The following is a 16,207-nucleotide window of genomic DNA, read 5'->3' as shown; positions in this document are numbered from 1 at the left end:
CCATGGAAGAGAACAACAAAATACTAATCTATACAGACAATGGCGGTCTGACAAAGATAGATGTGAAACTTGAGGAAGATCCTTTATGGCTTACTCAAACGCAGATGTGCGAGCTGTATCATACGAGTAAATCAAATGTAAGTGAGCATATTAAGCACATTTTCGAAGAAGGCGAACTACAAGAGGACTCAGTTGTTCGGAAATGCCGAACAACTGCCACAGATGGTAAGTCATACATGACAACCTTCTATAATCTTGATATGATTATCGCTTTACTTGATTTCGCAGAAAGCCAAGCCGAGAAAGAGCAACCCATGACCATGAACGATTGGGCAAACTATCTGGATCGCATACTCACCTCAACTGGAGAACAACTCCTACTGGATGGAGGCCTAGTATCCCATCAAGAAGCGATGGATCATGCCGCTACTGAGTATTGTAAATATAAACAGCGCACACTCAGCGATGTGGAGCAAGATTATTTGAACGCTATCAAGGCGATTAGTGACAAAAGTAAGAAAGGAGGCAAAAAGTGAAAATAAGATATAAACATCAACGCTTTCAAGCGGAAGCCGCCAAATGCGTGAGCGATGTGTTTCAGGGGCAACCCAAACACGATGGCAGCCGCACCTTCTTGAACAAGTTTGGTGCGCTCAACTTCGACGGTTTCGGCAATTTTCCCCTTGTACTTGACAATGAAAGCATTTGCGAGAATGTGCGTGGCATACAGATGGCAGAAGGATTGAATCCCGTGGAGCATCTGGAGGGAGACGGACGTACCTTTACCATCGAGATGGAAACAGGTACGGGTAAGACCTATACCTACATCAAGACCATGTATGAGCTGAACGCCCGCTATGGCTGGTCGAAATTTGTGATTGTAGTGCCAAGTATTGCCATCCGCGAAGGCGTGTTCAAGAGTTTTGAGAGTATGGCAGAGCACTTTGCTGGAGAATATGGTAAGCGCATGCAATACTTCATCTACAACTCGAAGCAGCTCGCTAAGATTGATGCCTTTGCTTCGGATAACGGCATTCATGCAATGATTATCAATACGCAGGCTTTCAATGCTTCGCTTAACGAGGATAAAAACAAGGAAGGTCGCGCAGGTGATTCCGCAGCCCGTATCATCTTCTCACGTCGTGATGAGTTCGGTTCGCGAAAGCCTATTGACATCTTGGCAAAAACGAATCCCATCCTAATTATTGACGAGCCGCAAAGCGTGTTGGGTACGGACAAAGGCAATGCCACACGAAAAGGTATCAAACTGTTTAACCCGCTCTTTACCTTACTTTATAGTGCCACGCACCGTGAAATATTCAACCAAGTATATCGCCTCGATGCCATCGACGCTTACAACAAGAAGCTGGTGAAAAAAATAGAGGTACGCAGTGTGCATCAAGTGGGTTCTACAGCTACCAATAGCTATGTCTATCTGGATGAAATCGTCATTAGCAAAGGCAATCCACAAGCTCGATTGGGCTTCGATGTCAAGACTGCCAATGGCACACGCCAGACCATTCGCTTGGTCGGCGAAGGGTTCGATCTTAAAGAGCAAAGCGGTGGTTTGCAGGAGTATGCCAATAACTTTAAAGTGGAATGTATAGACGGATTGACCAATACCGTGCATTTCCTCAACGGACTGACGCTTCATCCCGGTGAGGTGGTGGGCAGCGTGAATGAGGATATTCTCCGTCGCCACCAGATACGTGAAACCATCAAGACTCATTTGGAACGTGAACGCCAACTTTTTGCTCGCGGCATCAAGGTGCTTTCGCTCTTCTTTATCGATCATGTGGATAGTTACCGCATCTACGGTAAGGACACGGCAGAGAAGGGGAAATTTGCACGGATGTTTGAAGAGGAATACCAACGTGCCTTGCAAGAGCTTATGTCTACCTTTAAGGATACCGCCTACACTCGCTTCCTTTCCAATCCGAAGAATGCGCCCGAAAACATTCACGATGGTTACTTTTCTATTGATAAAAAAGGGAAGAACGTGGAATCGAAGAATAAGGAAGGCGAAAACGAAGAACGTGGTTTCGACCTTATCATGAAGGATAAGGAACGCTTACTTAGCCAAAGTTGCCCCATTCGCTTCATCTTCTCTCACTCGGCCTTGAAGGAAGGTTGGGACAATCCTAATGTGTTCCAGATTTGTACGTTGAAAGATACCTCCAACGAAATCAAGAAACGTCAGGAGGTGGGTCGTGGTATGCGCCTATGCGTCAACGATAAGGGCGAACGTCAAGATGCCGACGTATTGGGTGACCATGTGTTCGACACCAATATCCTGACCGTTATTGCCAGCGAGAGCTATGACGACTTTGCCAAGAAGCTGCAAACCGATATGGCAGAAGCCTGTGCCAGCCGTCCGGTAGTGGTGACAGCCACACTGTTTGCCGACCAACTGGCACAGACACAAGATGGACACAGCATAAAGATTACGACCGAACAGGCCGTGGAAATCCACGAAGAACTGATAGTCCAAGGTTACATCAAGAAGGGCAAGCTCACGCAAAAGTACTTTGACGAAAAGAAAGCCGATTCGCTCCAGTTTGGTGAGGTGGAAAATCTACATTCGTTTATCATCAAACAGTTGGATAAAGTGTTCAATCCCGATGCCTTCAAACCAGCCAATGGACGTAATAAAACGGAGGCTCACTTAGTGAAAGACAACTTCAACAAAAAAGAGTGGCAAGAGTTGTGGCGGCGCATCAATACACGTACTTACTATAACGTGAGTTTTGAAACGTCAAAACTCATCAAGAGTGCCATTGATGCACTCGACAAGCACCTGAATGTGACAGAAATCCGTATTGTAGTGGAGAGTGGCGGTATGGAAAGCATCCGTGACCGCGAAGAATTGGAAGCCGGAGCAGCCATGAGTGCCGCTACAGTGAAAACCATTCGGGTAACGGAAGTTATTGGAGCAGAAGTAACTTACGACTTGGTAGGTGAACTCGTGCAATCCACCGGTCTAACTCGCCGCACCATTGTAGAAATGCTGAAAGGCGTTAATCATGCGACTTTCCATCAGTTCAAGCTGAATCCAGAAGAGTTCATCATCAAAGCCGGTCGCATCATCAACGATTGTAAGGCTATCTCGCTCATCCAACACATCCAGTATGAGAAATGTGCTGGAACTTTTGGTACTGGCATCTTTGAGGAAGCTACGCTGCGTGGTACACTTGGCAAGAATGCTATCGAAAGTACCAAGTCGCTTTACGATCTTGTAGTGGTAGATAGTGAAGGTATCGAAAAGAGTTTTGCCGAGTCGCTGGAAGCTGAGGATGATGTGGTGGTATATAGCAAACTGCCCGGTGGATTCTACATCAACACTCCGATGGGCAAATATAATCCCGACTGGGCTGTAGCTTTTCGAGAAGATTCCGTGAAGCACGTCTATTTCGTGGCAGAAACCAAAGGCAACGACATCGAAGTATCACAACTTCGCCGTGCCGAGGATGCCAAGATAGAGTGCGCCCGTCGCCACTTTGCAGCTATCAGCACTGGCGATGTGGCGTATAGTGTGGTGAAAACCTACCAGGATTTGTATAATGCAGTAACAAAGTAAAATCAGCCAAACACGTAGAGAGGCACATTCTCTCTATGTGTGCATTCTTTCTTTTCACTGGCATAAACTCTAAATGATGTCATATTGCAAAGAATAGCTTATAGTAACTATCTTGTAGAGACCGGAAGATATAGGTGCCTTCATTATCAGAAGTTTGCGTGTATAGCTTGTAGAGATTATCACCTTATTCTTCTTATTTCAGCTTTATTTCCCCCTTCTTCTTGTAGAGATGTTATTTTTGTAATTGTTTGTATTTGAGTGATTTATGAAAATTGGTTGTAGATGCCATTTTCTTGTTTTCCCTTGTTTCCCGCCCTAACTTTGCAACATCGAATTTGAGAAAAGCAGACGGCTGAATCGTTGAGGCCTCACGATGAAAACTTCTGCTTCTCGGGTGAGACAAGAGAAACCGGATATACATTATTAATTAATCATTTAAAACATTACGATTATGGCATTTTTTAAAAGAGTTCAGAAAAAAGTAAACGATTTGTGGTATCCTCAATCAGTAACCTGGGGCAAGGCGGTTACTACCCGTGAAGTGGCAGACGAGCTGTCTGTTCTTTCTACCGTGACCCGTGGTGACACGTATGCGGTGATGGAGAACTTGGGGCGTGTATTGAGCAATTTCATGGGGCAGGGACGTACTGTGAAGATAAACGGTGTCGGCACCTTCTACTATACTGCCACCTCTACTAAAAGAGGAGTGTCGACGGCTGCGGAGGTAAGCGCTTCGCTGATTAACGGAGTACGTGTCCGTTTTTTGCCCGAAGTGGAGCGTAATAGTGGCCGTCAGGTGATTACCCGCAGCATGGTGAATACGAAGATTGTTTGGGAAGAGTGGGGCAAGCTTCCTTCTTCTGACAGTGGCAATCAAGGTGGCAGCAACCAGGGCGGCAACGACGGCGATCAGGGAGAGAACCCGCTGGGCTGATTTTTCCCATCCCGCCAATTGCCTCTTTTCTTGACATAAATGGGGTATTATACACTTCCCGTACCACCTCTCCGGTAGTGCGGGAAGTGACGTTTTAGCATCTTTTATTATTTTTTACCACCTTTCTTTAACGGATAATCGCTAATTTCGAACGATTTTTTTTAAATCCTACGGAATAACTAATAATTTATAATATGGAAAACTTGAACATAGCACTTCTGCTAATAGTGGTAGGTATGGCAACAGTCTTTGCTATCCTGCTGATTGTTATCTACTTAGGAAAATGTCTCATTGCACTTGTGAACAAATATGCACCCGAAGAAGTGGTACCGGCCAAAGCTGCAGCAAATGGTCCTGCACCTGTCCCCGGTAATATTCTGGCAGCTATCAGTGCAGCCGTAACAGTAGTGACACAAGGTAAGGGTAAAGTTGCTAAGGTAGAAAAAATCTGAAATAATAATCTTATATAAAAACACACCGAATAATTTAGTATGAAAAAGGAAATTAAGTTCAGCTTGGTATTCAGGGACATGTGGCAGAGTGCCGGAAAATATGTACCCCGTGTTGACCAGCTGGTGAAAGTAGCTCCCGCTATCATTGAGATGGGTTGTTTTGCGCGCGTGGAAACCAATGGCGGAGGTTTTGAACAAGTAAATCTGCTGTTTGGGGAGAATCCGAATAAAGCCGTGCGCGAATGGACGAAGCCGTTCCACGAAGCCGGTATCCAGACTCACATGTTGGACCGTGCCTTGAATGGCCTCCGCATGAGTCCCGTGCCCGCCGATGTACGCAAGCTGTTCTATAAGGTGAAGAAAGCGCAAGGTACGGACATCACGCGTACTTTTTGCGGTCTGAACGATACTCGCAATATCATTCCTTCCATTGGTTATGCACACGATGCCGGAATGATTTCCCAATGTTCGCTCTGCATCACCCATTCACCTATCCATACCGTAGAATACTACACGAACATGGCTTTGAAGCTTATCAAGGCTGGTGCCGATGAAATTTGCATCAAGGATATGGCAGGCATCGGACGTCCGGTTTCCCTGGGTAAGATTGTGGCCAATATCAAGGCGGCACATCCCGATATTCCTATCCAGTACCATAGTCATGCGGGGCCCGGCTTCAATATGGCAAGCATTCTTGAAGTGTGCGAGGCAGGTTGCGACTATATTGATGTAGGTATGGAACCGCTTTCATGGGGTACAGGACATGCAGACCTGCTCAGCGTGCAGGCTATGCTGAAAGATGCAGGCTTCCAGGTGCCCGAAATCAACATGGAGGCATATATGAAGGTACGTGCCCTCATCCAGGAATTTATGGATGATTTCCTTGGCTTGTACATCAGCCCGCGTAACCGTTTGATGAACTCCCTGCTGATTGGTCCTGGACTTCCGGGCGGCATGATGGGCAGTTTGATGGCAGACCTGGAGTCCAATTTGGAATCCATTAACAAATATAAGGCAAAACGCAACCTGCCCTTCATGAAGCAGGATGAATTGCTCATCAAGTTGTTCAACGAAGTGGCATACGTCTGGCCGCGTGTAGGTTATCCGCCATTGGTGACTCCGTTTAGCCAGTATGTCAAGAATCTCTCCATGATGAACGTCATTGCTATGGAGAAGGGCAAGGAACGCTGGGGCATGATTGCCGATGATATTTGGGATATGCTGCTGGGCAAAGCCGGTAAGTTGCCGGGTGAATTGGCTCCTGAGCTTATTGAGAAAGCAGAGCGCGAAGGACGTAAATTCTTCACCGGCAATCCGCAGGACAACTATCCCGATGCTTTGGACAAGTACCGCAAGCTGATGAAGGAAAACAAATGGGAATTGGGCGAGGACGACGAAGAGCTTTTCGAATACGCCATGCACCCGGCTCAATACGAGGCTTACAAGAGTGGCAAGGCCAAACAGGACTTCCTGGAGGATGTGGAGAAACGCCGTGCTGAACGTGACAAATCTCCGCTGGACGATGCCAAACCCAAGACGCTCACCGTGCAGGTGGACGGTCAGGCCTACCGCGTAACGGTGGCTTATGGTGACATTGACCTGCCCGCTTCGGCTACCGAGAAGGTGACTGCTTCTCCCGTAGGCGAAGGTCAGGATATTCCGGCTCCGCTCGAAGGCAAGTTCTTCTTGACGAAGAATGCACAAGAAACCCCGTTGAAAGTGGGTGACAAGGTGAAGAGTGGCGATCTTCTCTGCTATATCGAAGCTATGAAGACATACAATGCCATCCGTGCAGACTTTGATGGAACGGTTGTTGCCATCTGTGTCAATCCGGGTGACTCTGTTTCTGAAGATGATGTATTAATGAAGATAGGATAATGGAAGATATATTTGCAAAACTCTATGATATGACGGCCTTCAGCAATATCATTGCTGATCCGTCGTTCCTCGTGATGTATGCCATCGCTTTTATCCTGCTTTATTTGGGCATCAAGAAGCACTATGAACCATTGTTGCTGGTACCCATCGCTTTCGGTGTACTCATCGCCAACTTTCCTGGCGGCGAGATGGGTGTGATTCAGGCGGATGAAAACGGAATGGTCATGGTAGGCGGGGTGATGAAGAATATCTGGGAGATGCCGTTGCACGAAATAGCGCACGACCTTGGACTGATGAACTTCATCTATTATATGCTGATTAAGACCGGATTCCTGCCACCTGTCATCTTTATGGGGGTGGGTGCGCTGACGGACTTCGGTCCGATGCTCCGTAACTTGCGTCTCTCCATATTCGGTGCGGCTGCGCAGTTAGGTATTTTCACCGTACTGCTTTGTGCTGTGATGATAGGGTTCACTCCGCAGGAAGCGGGTGCGTTGGGCATTATCGGTGGTGCCGATGGCCCTACGGCTATCTTTACTACCATCAAGCTGGCTCCCCATCTGTTGGGACCGATTGCCATTGCTGCTTATTCTTATATGGCGCTGGTACCGGTCATCATTCCGATGGTGGTGAAGTTGTTCTGTACCAAGAAGGAATTGATGATTAACATGAAGGAGCAGGAGAAGCTGTATCCTTCGAAAATCGAGATTAAGAATCTGCGTGTATTGAAGATTATCTTCCCGATTGCAGTGACTACGATTGTTGCTTTATTTGTGCCTACGGCAGTACCTTTGATTGGTATGTTGATGTTCGGTAATTTGATTAAGGAAATCGGTTCTGATACAAGCCGCTTGTTTGACGCTGCTGCTAATAGTATCATGAATGCAGCTACCATCTTTTTAGGATTGAGCGTTGGCGCCACGATGACTAGTGAGGCATTCCTGAATTGGACAACCATCGGTATTGTGATTGGCGGTTTCCTGGCATTTGCATTGTCCATTACGGGAGGTATTTTCTTTGTGAAGCTGTTCAACCTATTCAGCAAGAAGAAGATCAATCCACTGATTGGTGCTACCGGCCTGAGTGCCGTGCCCATGGCAAGCCGCGTCTGCAATGAGATTGCAACGAAATATGACCCGAAAAACCATGTGCTGAATTACTGTATGTCCAGTAATATCTCCGGTGTAATCGGGTCGGCTGTTGCGGCTGGTGTATTGATTTCATTCTTGGGATAAACCTGGTCAGTAGGGGAAAGATAAAGAAACTCCGGCATGGCTTTACAAAGCCATGCCGGAGTTTCTTTATCTTTTTCGTTGAGGGGCATTTCATTCGCTGACCACTTTCCAATATTCAGCTACCGCCATCTTTTCCGCGAGATACGCATCAATCAGGTTGGTGTGTGCTTGTGTCCATGAGAGTTGTGCGGACAGTACATCTACCATGCTGGCTTTTCCTTCATTATAAGAGAAGGTGACAAGGTCTAGATTCTCTTCGGCAAGTGTCATATTCTCCCGGGCCGTCTTGACTTGCTGTTCAGTTTCCGTTAGCTTTGTGGTGGCTGCGGAGAGCTCTTCCAGAATATTGTCCGTTACATAGCTTTGTTGCAGCTTCTGTATGCCGATATAGGCTTTCTGTTGGCGGTTTGTCTTGAAGCGGGCTCCCCAACGGAAGATGGGGATGCTGACGTTGACCCCTGCGACGGGAGTATGAGGTACATTCTGCCCCATATAGGCGATTCCCGTATCCCAACCGGTAGCGAGAAACATGCTGACTTGTGGATTGTAGCGGCTGAGGGCGGCATGCCGTTGCGCTTCACTGCGGGCGATGTTCACGGAGGTACTGGCATATTCTGCCCGGCGGGGCAGCACATCATCCAGGCCCAAAGGGATGATGGGGGCAGTCGGTATATCTATTTCGGCTATGCTGTCTATGGGAGCGTCCGGTTCCGAGCCCATAAGGATATTCAGTTTTTGCAGGGCAAGGGTATGGTTTTGGCGTGCCTTGATGTACTGTAATTCGGCCTCCTTACGCCGGGTGGAAATCATCAGCAAGTCTGTGCGGCTGATGGCGCCGTCATCGAAGCGGTCTTGGATGATGTCGTACTGCTGTTGTACAATATCCTGAAAGGTAGCCGCGGCTTTCAGACCGGCACGGGCGGCAGAGGCATTCCAATAGACGGCGTCACTTTGATAGTGTATCTGGTCGAGGGTCAGTTCTGTGGTTAGTTGCTCCAGTGCCTCTTCGGTTTGCGCCACTTTCTTTTGGGCTATTAGGGAACCTCCGGTATAAAGCGGCTGCGTCAAGGTGGCAAGTGCCTGATAGGTATAAGGGCGGTAGTCTCCTTTCGGACTGTTCCATTGGTCCAGATGATTGAGATTGGCGGTACCCTCGGCGATGATGTCAATCTGGGGCAGGAAACCGGTGGAGGCAATCTTGCGTGCCTCGGTACTGGCGAATGTTTTCAGATGCTGTTGTTTCAGAATCTGGCTGTATGCTTCTACCTTGTCGCGGTATTCTTCGCGGCTCAGATATGCTTGTTGTGCCCCGGCATTCAGTCCGGAGCACAGTAATGATAGAATAAGTATCTTTGTTTTCATCATTCAATTGGTAAACTGTAAATTGTTGAATGTTCTCTCACTTGATTTTATGAATGGCGCAATAAGCCACCGGCAGCACGAATAATGTCAATGCCGAGGCTACCAGCAAACCACCCATAATGGTTGCCGCCATGCCGCCGAACATGGCGTCGAACAATAACGGCAACATTCCCAGGATAGTGGTACCCGATGCCATAGCCACCGGGACAATACGGGTGGTCGTTGCACTGATAACGGCTTCACGCGGTGCTTTCCCGGCAGCGGTTTCCGTATCAATCTGGTCCACCAGCACGATGGCATTCTTGATATTCATTCCAATCAGCCCCAGCAAGCCGAGGATGGAGAAAAAGTCGAATGATTTTCCCAATACCACCAGTCCCAGTACAATACCTATAAAGATAAGCGGCAGCATCAGCAGGATAACAATCGGTTTCCGGTAGCTGCGGAACAGAAACAGCAAGGTGACGAACATAAGGAAGAATGTCAGCGGCAGGTTAGCTGCCAGTGCGGCATTGCTTTCTGCCTGGCTTTCCTGCTCTCCGAAGTATTTCATGGTGTAACCTTCGGGCACTTCAATCTCCTTCTGCACTTGCTTCCATATACGGTTGAAGGCGGCAATGGCATTCACACCGCGGCGTGGGTCGGCCTGCGCCATCATCACCATCTGCCGGTTGTAGTCTTTCACATTGGAGAACTTGTACTGGAAGTCGAACCGGCTGACGACTTGTTCCAGAGTGGTTGTTTCGCGTGCAGTGCCGAATACGGGGAGTGTACGCAAGTCGTTAATACGGAAAGAGTCGATGGTTTTATCCTTCAACAGAATGGGGAGTACTTGGTCTCCTTCCCTGTATTCTCCAAGTGTCATGCCGTTCGTACCGATCTGGATACTCTGTGCCATGCTTTGACGGGAGATACCCAACGGTTGTGCACGTTCCTGACTGTAAATGGGATGCCATACCGGTATCTTATTGCCCCAGGAGTTGCGCACGTTGATAAGTTCGTCGTTACGGTGCATGATGTCCAGAATCTTGTTGGTCAGCATGACCAGCGTATCCGTGTTATTGCCGATGAACCCGATTTCAATGGCGGCATCTACGGCAGGGGAGAGCTTGAACAACATGGTACGGGTGATGGCATTGGGATAGTTGGCCTTCATGTAGGCATCAAGGTTCTTTTCCTGTTCCTTGGTATATTTGCTGTCCGTTACTTCCACCAGGATATTGGCGAAGTTAGGTTTGGGGCCGACGGAAGTGGAGGCCAGATAGTAACGCAACGGTGTGCTGCCGAATGTGACGGATACCCGTTTCACTTCCGGCTGCTGCATCAGATGGGCTTCCACCTTTTTCATTTCGGTTTCTACTTCGCGGATGCTGTACCCGTCCGGATAGAATACATCTGCCCGAAAGTAGGGTTTGTCCAGAGAAGGGAAGAAGTTCTGGGGCATCAGTCCCATGACGAAAAGGGAGAGGATGAACAGTGCTGTAATGCTGCCAAGGGTCAACGCCTTCTTGCGTATCAGTGTGCCGAGGATGGAGGCGAATTTATGGTAGAAAGGCTTGTCGTATGGGTCTTTACCACCATCTTTTGCCTTTGCTTTCAGTATGAAGTTGCCGAATGTAGTGGTTTGTGTCAACGCCAGCACCCAACTTAATCCCAGGGAAATGGCCAGCACTACGAATAGCGGTTTCACGATTTCGGCTACGGAAGAGGGAGCCAGATACAGTGGCAGGAACGAACAGATGGCAATGAACGTTGCTCCCAGTAATCCCCATTGGGGACTGGTGGCACCGTCTATCAGCGCTTTCCGGCGGTCGATGCCGCGGGCAATGGCAATCTGGGCATTATCTGTCACCACGATGGCATTGTCCACCAGCATTCCCATGGCTATGATAAATCCGGCGAGGGAGGTCCGGTTCAGACCTACGCCAAGAAACGACATAATGAGCAGTGTGCCTCCGATAGAGAATATAAGGGAAGAGCCAATCAGTACTCCTGCACGCATGCCCATCACCAGCATGATGATTACAATCACAATCAGGATGGATTCTATCAGATTGATGATGAACCCGTTGTTGGCTTCTTGGGCAATCACGTTTTCGGGATACAGACTTTCCAGTTCCAGCCCCACGGGGATGAGGGGCATGAGTTCGGCAAGCCTCCGGTCTACCAGTTCACCGGTTTTTACCACATCCTTTGTAGGGTCTGTGGAGATGCCGATACCGATGGCGCGCTTTCCGTTGACGTGCATGATATTGCCGGGAGGTTCCATGTATCCCTTTTCAATGATGGCGATGTCGCCTAGCTTGACTTGTCCGCCGGAGGTAGTGATAACCTGGTTGCGGATATCATCGACAGTCGTGTAGGTACCGTTGGCCACGATGCGTAACTGTTGTTCTCCAGCACTGATTTCACCCGTATTGATAATCTGGTTCTGCGATTGCAGCAGGCTGGCCAGCTGCTTGGGGGCGATACCCATTCCTGCCAGCTTGTTTACGGAGATGAATATATGGATGACCTCTGTCTGTGTACCGAAAAGGGCTACCTTCATCACACCGTCTGCCGTGATGACTTGTGTCTTGATTCGTTCCGCCCAGTTTCTCATTTCTTCATAAGAGAAACCGTCGTCACCCACCAGGCCGTAATAGATGCCGAAAACGTCTCCAAAATCATCCGAGACGGTCGGCACAGAAGAGCCTGCGGGCAGTTGGGGCTGTATGTTGAGCACTTTGCGCCGCAGTTCGTCCCACTTCTGCGGAATGGATGCGGCAGAGAGTGACGGTTGCAGTTCGAAGGTTATCTTGGAGAGTCCGTACATAGACTCTGACTTTATCTTGTAGACGCCGCTCATCGACTGTATTTCTCGGGAGATGGGTTCGGTGACGAGTCGTTCCACTTCTGCCGGCTCCGCTCCCGGGTAGCGTGTCATGATGACTGCCGACTTGATGACGAAAGGTGCGTCTTCCTTCTTTCCTAACCTGCCGAATGACAGTATGCCACCGATAAGCAGCACAGCCAGAAAGAAGTAGACTATCTTCGTGTTGTCTAATGAATATTTGGCTAGATTCATGTTGTTTAATTATCAATTATCAATTTTTACCTTTTCTCCTTCTGTCAGCTGGTATACTCCGGCCGTCACAACGGTTTCTTCCGGTTCCAGCCCTTTAGAGATAAGCAGGTTTGCCTCTCCCGTTGGAGAATAAACGGTCACTTCGCGGCGGCTGACTTTATTACCTTCCACCACCCATACATACGTTTTCTGGTTTTCACTGTTACCGAATACGGCACTTAACGGTACATTCATCAGCTTTTCTTCCAGGAAGGGAGTGACATCCGATGCCAGCTTTATTTTGCATGTGAATCCCGGTTTTACGTCATAACGTGCACGGTCAAAGTGCGGGTCGTCAATTGTTATTGTCACCGGAATACCCGTCCCTGCTGTGGAGATGTCAAGATACTCTTCCAGTCTGGCATCGAAAGCCTCTGCGGGGTAGCTGTCGAACACCACCTTGAACTTTACGTCCTTGGCACGGAGCAGATAGAGATAATCATCCGGTACGGTGAACTTGACTCGTAGTTTCTGTGTATTTACCAGTAGTACAACCCCTTCTCCCGCATTGACACGCTGATAGTTCTCTACCAGCCGTTTTTCGATGGAACCGTCGAAAGGGGCTGTCAGCCGCGTATCCCGTATATTGTTGCCGGACAACTCGTAGGCGGATTTTGCTTTCTGATAGTTGGCTACGCTGATTTCGTATTCCTGCACGGAGATAGCCTGGCGGCTAAGTAGCCGTTTGTTACGTTCCACTTGTGCGGCAGCTGTTTCGTAGGCAGCTTTGTCGGCTGCATATTGCAGGGAGATGTCGCGTGGGTCGATGGCGGCAATCAGTTGCCCCTTCTTTACCCGCTGTCCCTCTACAACCGGGAGGTTGATGATTTGTCCGCTGACGCGGAAGGCAAGTCTCACATATTCCACGGCTTCCACCATTCCGGAGAAGTCTTTGCGGATAACCGACTGTGAACTGACTTGTGCAGTCTTCACCGGTCGGATAAGGGTATTGCTACCCTTTTGTTTTTGCCCGCACGACGTGATGAGCAACGTCGTGACCAGGGCGAAAAGAAACATTTTTTTCATTGGTAAACAAGTATATAGTTATTCGTTCAGGTATATATAAAAACATAAAACCGGGAAAACAACCAAATGTTCTCCCGGTTATAGGATAAATGATGATTTAATGTGCCAATATGGTTAATTACATGAGCACATTAATTTTTAATTCCGTCCCCCGTTCCAGCGTATATGGGTGTCCGTAGACTTGTATGTCCACTTTGCTGCCTGCTGTAAGCGAGATTTCGATTTCTTTTCCTACCCGTATGTGAAGTGTGTTTTTCAGATAATTCACCTTGAATGAATAGCTGTCCCATTTTTGCGGTATGACGGGGGAGAAACACAATGTCTCCTTCAGCACCTGCATACCTGCAAATCCGCGTACAATGGCCAGCCAGCTGCCGGGCATACTGGTTATGTGCAGACCTTGGTCCGCTTCGTTGTTGTAGTCGTCCAGGTCAAGCCGCGTGGCATGCAGGAAAAGCTGGTAAGCTTTTTCCACTTTGCCGATGCGTGCAGCCAGGATGGAATGGATGTGGGGAGAAAGGGAGGATTCGTGTACGGTCATCGGCTCATAGAACTCGAAATTGCGGCGGACGGTTTCCGTGTCGAAATAGAAATAATAAAGGTAAAGTCCGAGCAACACGTCGCTTTGCTTGATGTAGCAAGAGCGCAGAATGCGGTCCCATGACCAATGTTGGTTGATGGGGCGTTCTTCGGCAGGAATGTTATCTGTACTTTCCAGTACTTTATCCATATAGCCGTCATTCTGGATAAAAATTCCCCGTTCCTTGTCTTCCGGCAGATACATGTGTTCGATGATGTCTCTCCACCGGGCGCTTTCCTTTACTTGGTCGAGATTGGTGATGCGGCGTATGCGGGCATATTCGTCCGGATATTGCTGTGCTATCATTTCCAGAAAACGGAGGGTCATCTTGAGGCATTGTATGCAGGAATAGTTGGTGTACCAGTTGTTGTCCACATTGTTTTCGTATTCATCCGGGCCGGTAACTCCCAGTATGACATATTTCTGTTTGGGTTGGGAGAAGGATACCCGTTGGCTCCAGAAGCGGCTGACGGCAATCATAACTTCCAGGCCATATTGGGCGATATAGTCCATATTACCCGTCAGTACTGCATGCTGAACGATGGCATAAACAATGATATTGTTGCGATGGATTTCCTCGAAGGTTATTTCCCATTCGCTGTGGCATTCCTCTCCGTTGTTGGTTACCTGCGGAAACAACGCTGCACCGTCCTTGAAACCCAGTTTGCGGGCGTTTTCTATGGCCTTGGGAAGCTGGTTGTGCCGGTATGCCAGCAAGTTCTTTGCAATCTCTTTGGGAGTGGAGAGCAGAAAAAACGGTACACAACACAATTCCGTGTTCCAATAGGTATTGCCGCCATATTTTTCTCCGGTGAATCCTTTGGGGCCGATGTTCAGGCGCGGGTCATCTCCCCGGTAAGTCTGATACAGCTGGAATATGTTGTACCGGATACCTTGCTGTGCTTCCGGGTCCCCTTCGATGACGACATCCGTTTCGTCCCAGATTTCCTGCCAGGCCCTTCGATGCTCTTCTACCAGCGTATTCCAGCCTATGTTCTTGGCTTCGCGTGCCTCGGTCATGGAGTGCTCCACCAATTCACTCCGTTCGTGGTAAAGAGAAGAAGCGATGGCGGTGTATTTGATGAGTGTCACGTTGTCTCCGGGTTTTACGTCGGCACCTACGCTGAAACCGGTCTGCTTTTCCTTTTCTATCCGTATGGGATTGGCAGTGGTTTCCTTGTTGTTTTTGAAGAATTGGTAAGTCATGGCGTAGCACACTTGTGCATCTTCCCGGCGGGTCTGTGTCCAGAGGTAGGCACAGTCGCTGGTAGAACCGGAACGCAGGATGTTCCATATTTTCAGGTTCGGCAGGTCGGCATCGTCCACGATATTCCCGTCAAGGATGGGCACGAGTGAGATTCTACCGGTATAGTTGATGGAGGACACACTGTACTTGATGAGACAGAGGTTGGGTCTTGCCATATCCGTGATGTGCTCTATATGGATGCGGAGCTGGTTTCCCCGGGGAGAGGTCACCTCCATGTCCCGGTAGGAGATACCCTCTTTCATGTCGAGGCGGCGGTTGAAGCTGTCGACATCCCAGCCTGCCAAATCGAGTTCCTCATCGATGAGGCGCAGGTTGATACGGCTCCAGTCGGCAGCCTTGGGTATGCGGGTGTAATATGGGGGAAATCCGTTCTTCCACCATCCTACGCGGGTTTTGTCCAGGAAAGTGATGCCGGCCACAAATGAACCACGGTAACTGTCACTGCTGTAAGGCTCCTCAAAATACCCCCGTTGCCCGAAACGTCCGTTTCCGAGACTGAATATACTTTCCGACATCCGTTGACGGTCGGGGTGGAATTGGTCTTCGATGATATTCCATTCATCGGTCTTGAGGTATTTCTTCATGACGACGTGTTTTCTGTAGTTATCGCCGTAAAGTTAAGCAATATGCGGAAATAAAGAAGAAAAGTAAGGACAAAAATAAAGAAAGGCAAGGAAAGACATCAAAAAGAAACCGGGAAAGTATCGTTCCTTGGTACCGAACGATGCTTTCCCCGGTGTCAGGTGGAATGTTGCCCGGTGTCGGTCAATATTTCCATCTCAGAGTACTT

General features: G+C 48.5%; 10 protein-coding genes. 6 read left to right on the top strand and 4 right to left on the bottom strand.

Annotated features, from left to right (window positions below):
* Positions 1–2 precede the first annotated feature (2 nt).
* The 6 genes from rhuM (at position 3) to DWY57_RS08915 (ending at position 8,076) form a co-directional block, all read left to right on the top strand.
* The gene (gene rhuM, locus DWY57_RS08945) at positions 3–536 is read left to right on the top strand and encodes a RhuM family protein (protein WP_119961621.1); all 534 of its coding nucleotides are present in this window, start codon (positions 3–5) and stop codon (positions 534–536) included.
* Positions 533–3,577, top strand: coding sequence for a DEAD/DEAH box helicase family protein (locus DWY57_RS08940; RefSeq protein WP_117601164.1), 3,045 nt, complete (start codon positions 533–535; stop codon positions 3,575–3,577). The genes rhuM and DWY57_RS08940 overlap by 4 nt, the downstream gene beginning before the upstream one ends.
* A gap of 451 nt (positions 3,578–4,028) precedes the next feature.
* The gene (locus tag DWY57_RS08930; protein ID WP_035449543.1) at positions 4,029–4,511 is read left to right on the top strand and encodes an HU family DNA-binding protein; all 483 of its coding nucleotides are present in this window, start codon (positions 4,029–4,031) and stop codon (positions 4,509–4,511) included.
* A 194-nt stretch (positions 4,512–4,705) separates the two neighbouring features.
* Entirely contained in the window at positions 4,706–4,963 is a 258-nt protein-coding gene (locus tag DWY57_RS08925; protein WP_119961620.1) for an OadG family protein, read from the top strand.
* A 39-nt stretch (positions 4,964–5,002) separates the two neighbouring features.
* Positions 5,003–6,841: a biotin/lipoyl-containing protein gene (locus DWY57_RS08920; protein ID WP_119961619.1), complete on the top strand. Its 1,839-nt coding sequence runs from the start codon at positions 5,003–5,005 to the stop codon at positions 6,839–6,841.
* Positions 6,841–8,076, top strand: coding sequence for a sodium ion-translocating decarboxylase subunit beta (locus tag DWY57_RS08915; protein ID WP_117601166.1), 1,236 nt, complete (start codon positions 6,841–6,843; stop codon positions 8,074–8,076). The genes DWY57_RS08920 and DWY57_RS08915 overlap by 1 nt, the downstream gene beginning before the upstream one ends.
* A 90-nt stretch (positions 8,077–8,166) precedes the next feature.
* On the opposite strand, the gene DWY57_RS08910 is transcribed toward DWY57_RS08915, so the two are convergent.
* The 4 genes from DWY57_RS08910 to DWY57_RS08895 all read right to left on the bottom strand — a co-directional run bounded on the left by DWY57_RS08910 (position 8,167) and on the right by DWY57_RS08895 (position 16,001).
* Positions 8,167–9,441 (bottom strand): TolC family protein, encoded by a 1,275-nt coding sequence (locus DWY57_RS08910; protein WP_117601167.1) that lies wholly within the window; start codon positions 9,439–9,441, stop codon positions 8,167–8,169.
* A 34-nt stretch (positions 9,442–9,475) separates the two neighbouring features.
* Complete coding sequence (locus DWY57_RS08905) at positions 9,476–12,505, bottom strand: efflux RND transporter permease subunit (RefSeq protein ID WP_117601168.1); 3,030 nt, start codon at positions 12,503–12,505, stop codon at positions 9,476–9,478.
* A 12-nt stretch (positions 12,506–12,517) separates the two neighbouring features.
* Positions 12,518–13,570 (bottom strand): efflux RND transporter periplasmic adaptor subunit, encoded by a 1,053-nt coding sequence (locus tag DWY57_RS08900; RefSeq protein WP_117601169.1) that lies wholly within the window; start codon positions 13,568–13,570, stop codon positions 12,518–12,520.
* A gap of 118 nt (positions 13,571–13,688) precedes the next feature.
* Positions 13,689–16,001, bottom strand: coding sequence for a family 65 glycosyl hydrolase domain-containing protein (locus DWY57_RS08895; protein WP_117601170.1), 2,313 nt, complete (start codon positions 15,999–16,001; stop codon positions 13,689–13,691).
* Between the last annotated feature and the right edge of the window lie 206 nt (positions 16,002–16,207).

This window comes from Bacteroides sp. AF25-5LB (assembly GCF_003602965.1).
Taxonomy (GTDB): Bacteria; Bacteroidota; Bacteroidia; order Bacteroidales; family Bacteroidaceae; genus Bacteroides; species Bacteroides uniformis.
The sequence above is the reverse complement of the archived record's forward strand: the minus strand, read 5'-3'. Positions and strand labels throughout refer to the sequence as shown.

What these genes read in the sequence shown, in the direction of transcription:
- rhuM (WP_119961621.1), top strand. Translation starts at nt 3, where the DNA reads ATGGAAGAGAACAACAAAATACTAATCTATACAGACAATGGCGGTCTG.
- DWY57_RS08930 (WP_035449543.1), top strand. Translation starts at nt 4,029, where the DNA reads ATGGCATTTTTTAAAAGAGTTCAGAAAAAAGTAAACGATTTGTGGTAT.
- DWY57_RS08925 (WP_119961620.1), top strand. Translation starts at nt 4,706, where the DNA reads ATGGAAAACTTGAACATAGCACTTCTGCTAATAGTGGTAGGTATGGCA.
- DWY57_RS08920 (WP_119961619.1), top strand. Translation starts at nt 5,003, where the DNA reads ATGAAAAAGGAAATTAAGTTCAGCTTGGTATTCAGGGACATGTGGCAG.
- DWY57_RS08915 (WP_117601166.1), top strand. Translation starts at nt 6,841, where the DNA reads ATGGAAGATATATTTGCAAAACTCTATGATATGACGGCCTTCAGCAAT.
- DWY57_RS08910 (WP_117601167.1), bottom strand. Translation starts at nt 9,441, where the DNA reads ATGATGAAAACAAAGATACTTATTCTATCATTACTGTGCTCCGGACTG.
- DWY57_RS08905 (WP_117601168.1), bottom strand. Translation starts at nt 12,505, where the DNA reads ATGAATCTAGCCAAATATTCATTAGACAACACGAAGATAGTCTACTTC.
- DWY57_RS08900 (WP_117601169.1), bottom strand. Translation starts at nt 13,570, where the DNA reads ATGAAAAAAATGTTTCTTTTCGCCCTGGTCACGACGTTGCTCATCACG.
- DWY57_RS08895 (WP_117601170.1), bottom strand. Translation starts at nt 16,001, where the DNA reads ATGAAGAAATACCTCAAGACCGATGAATGGAATATCATCGAAGACCAA.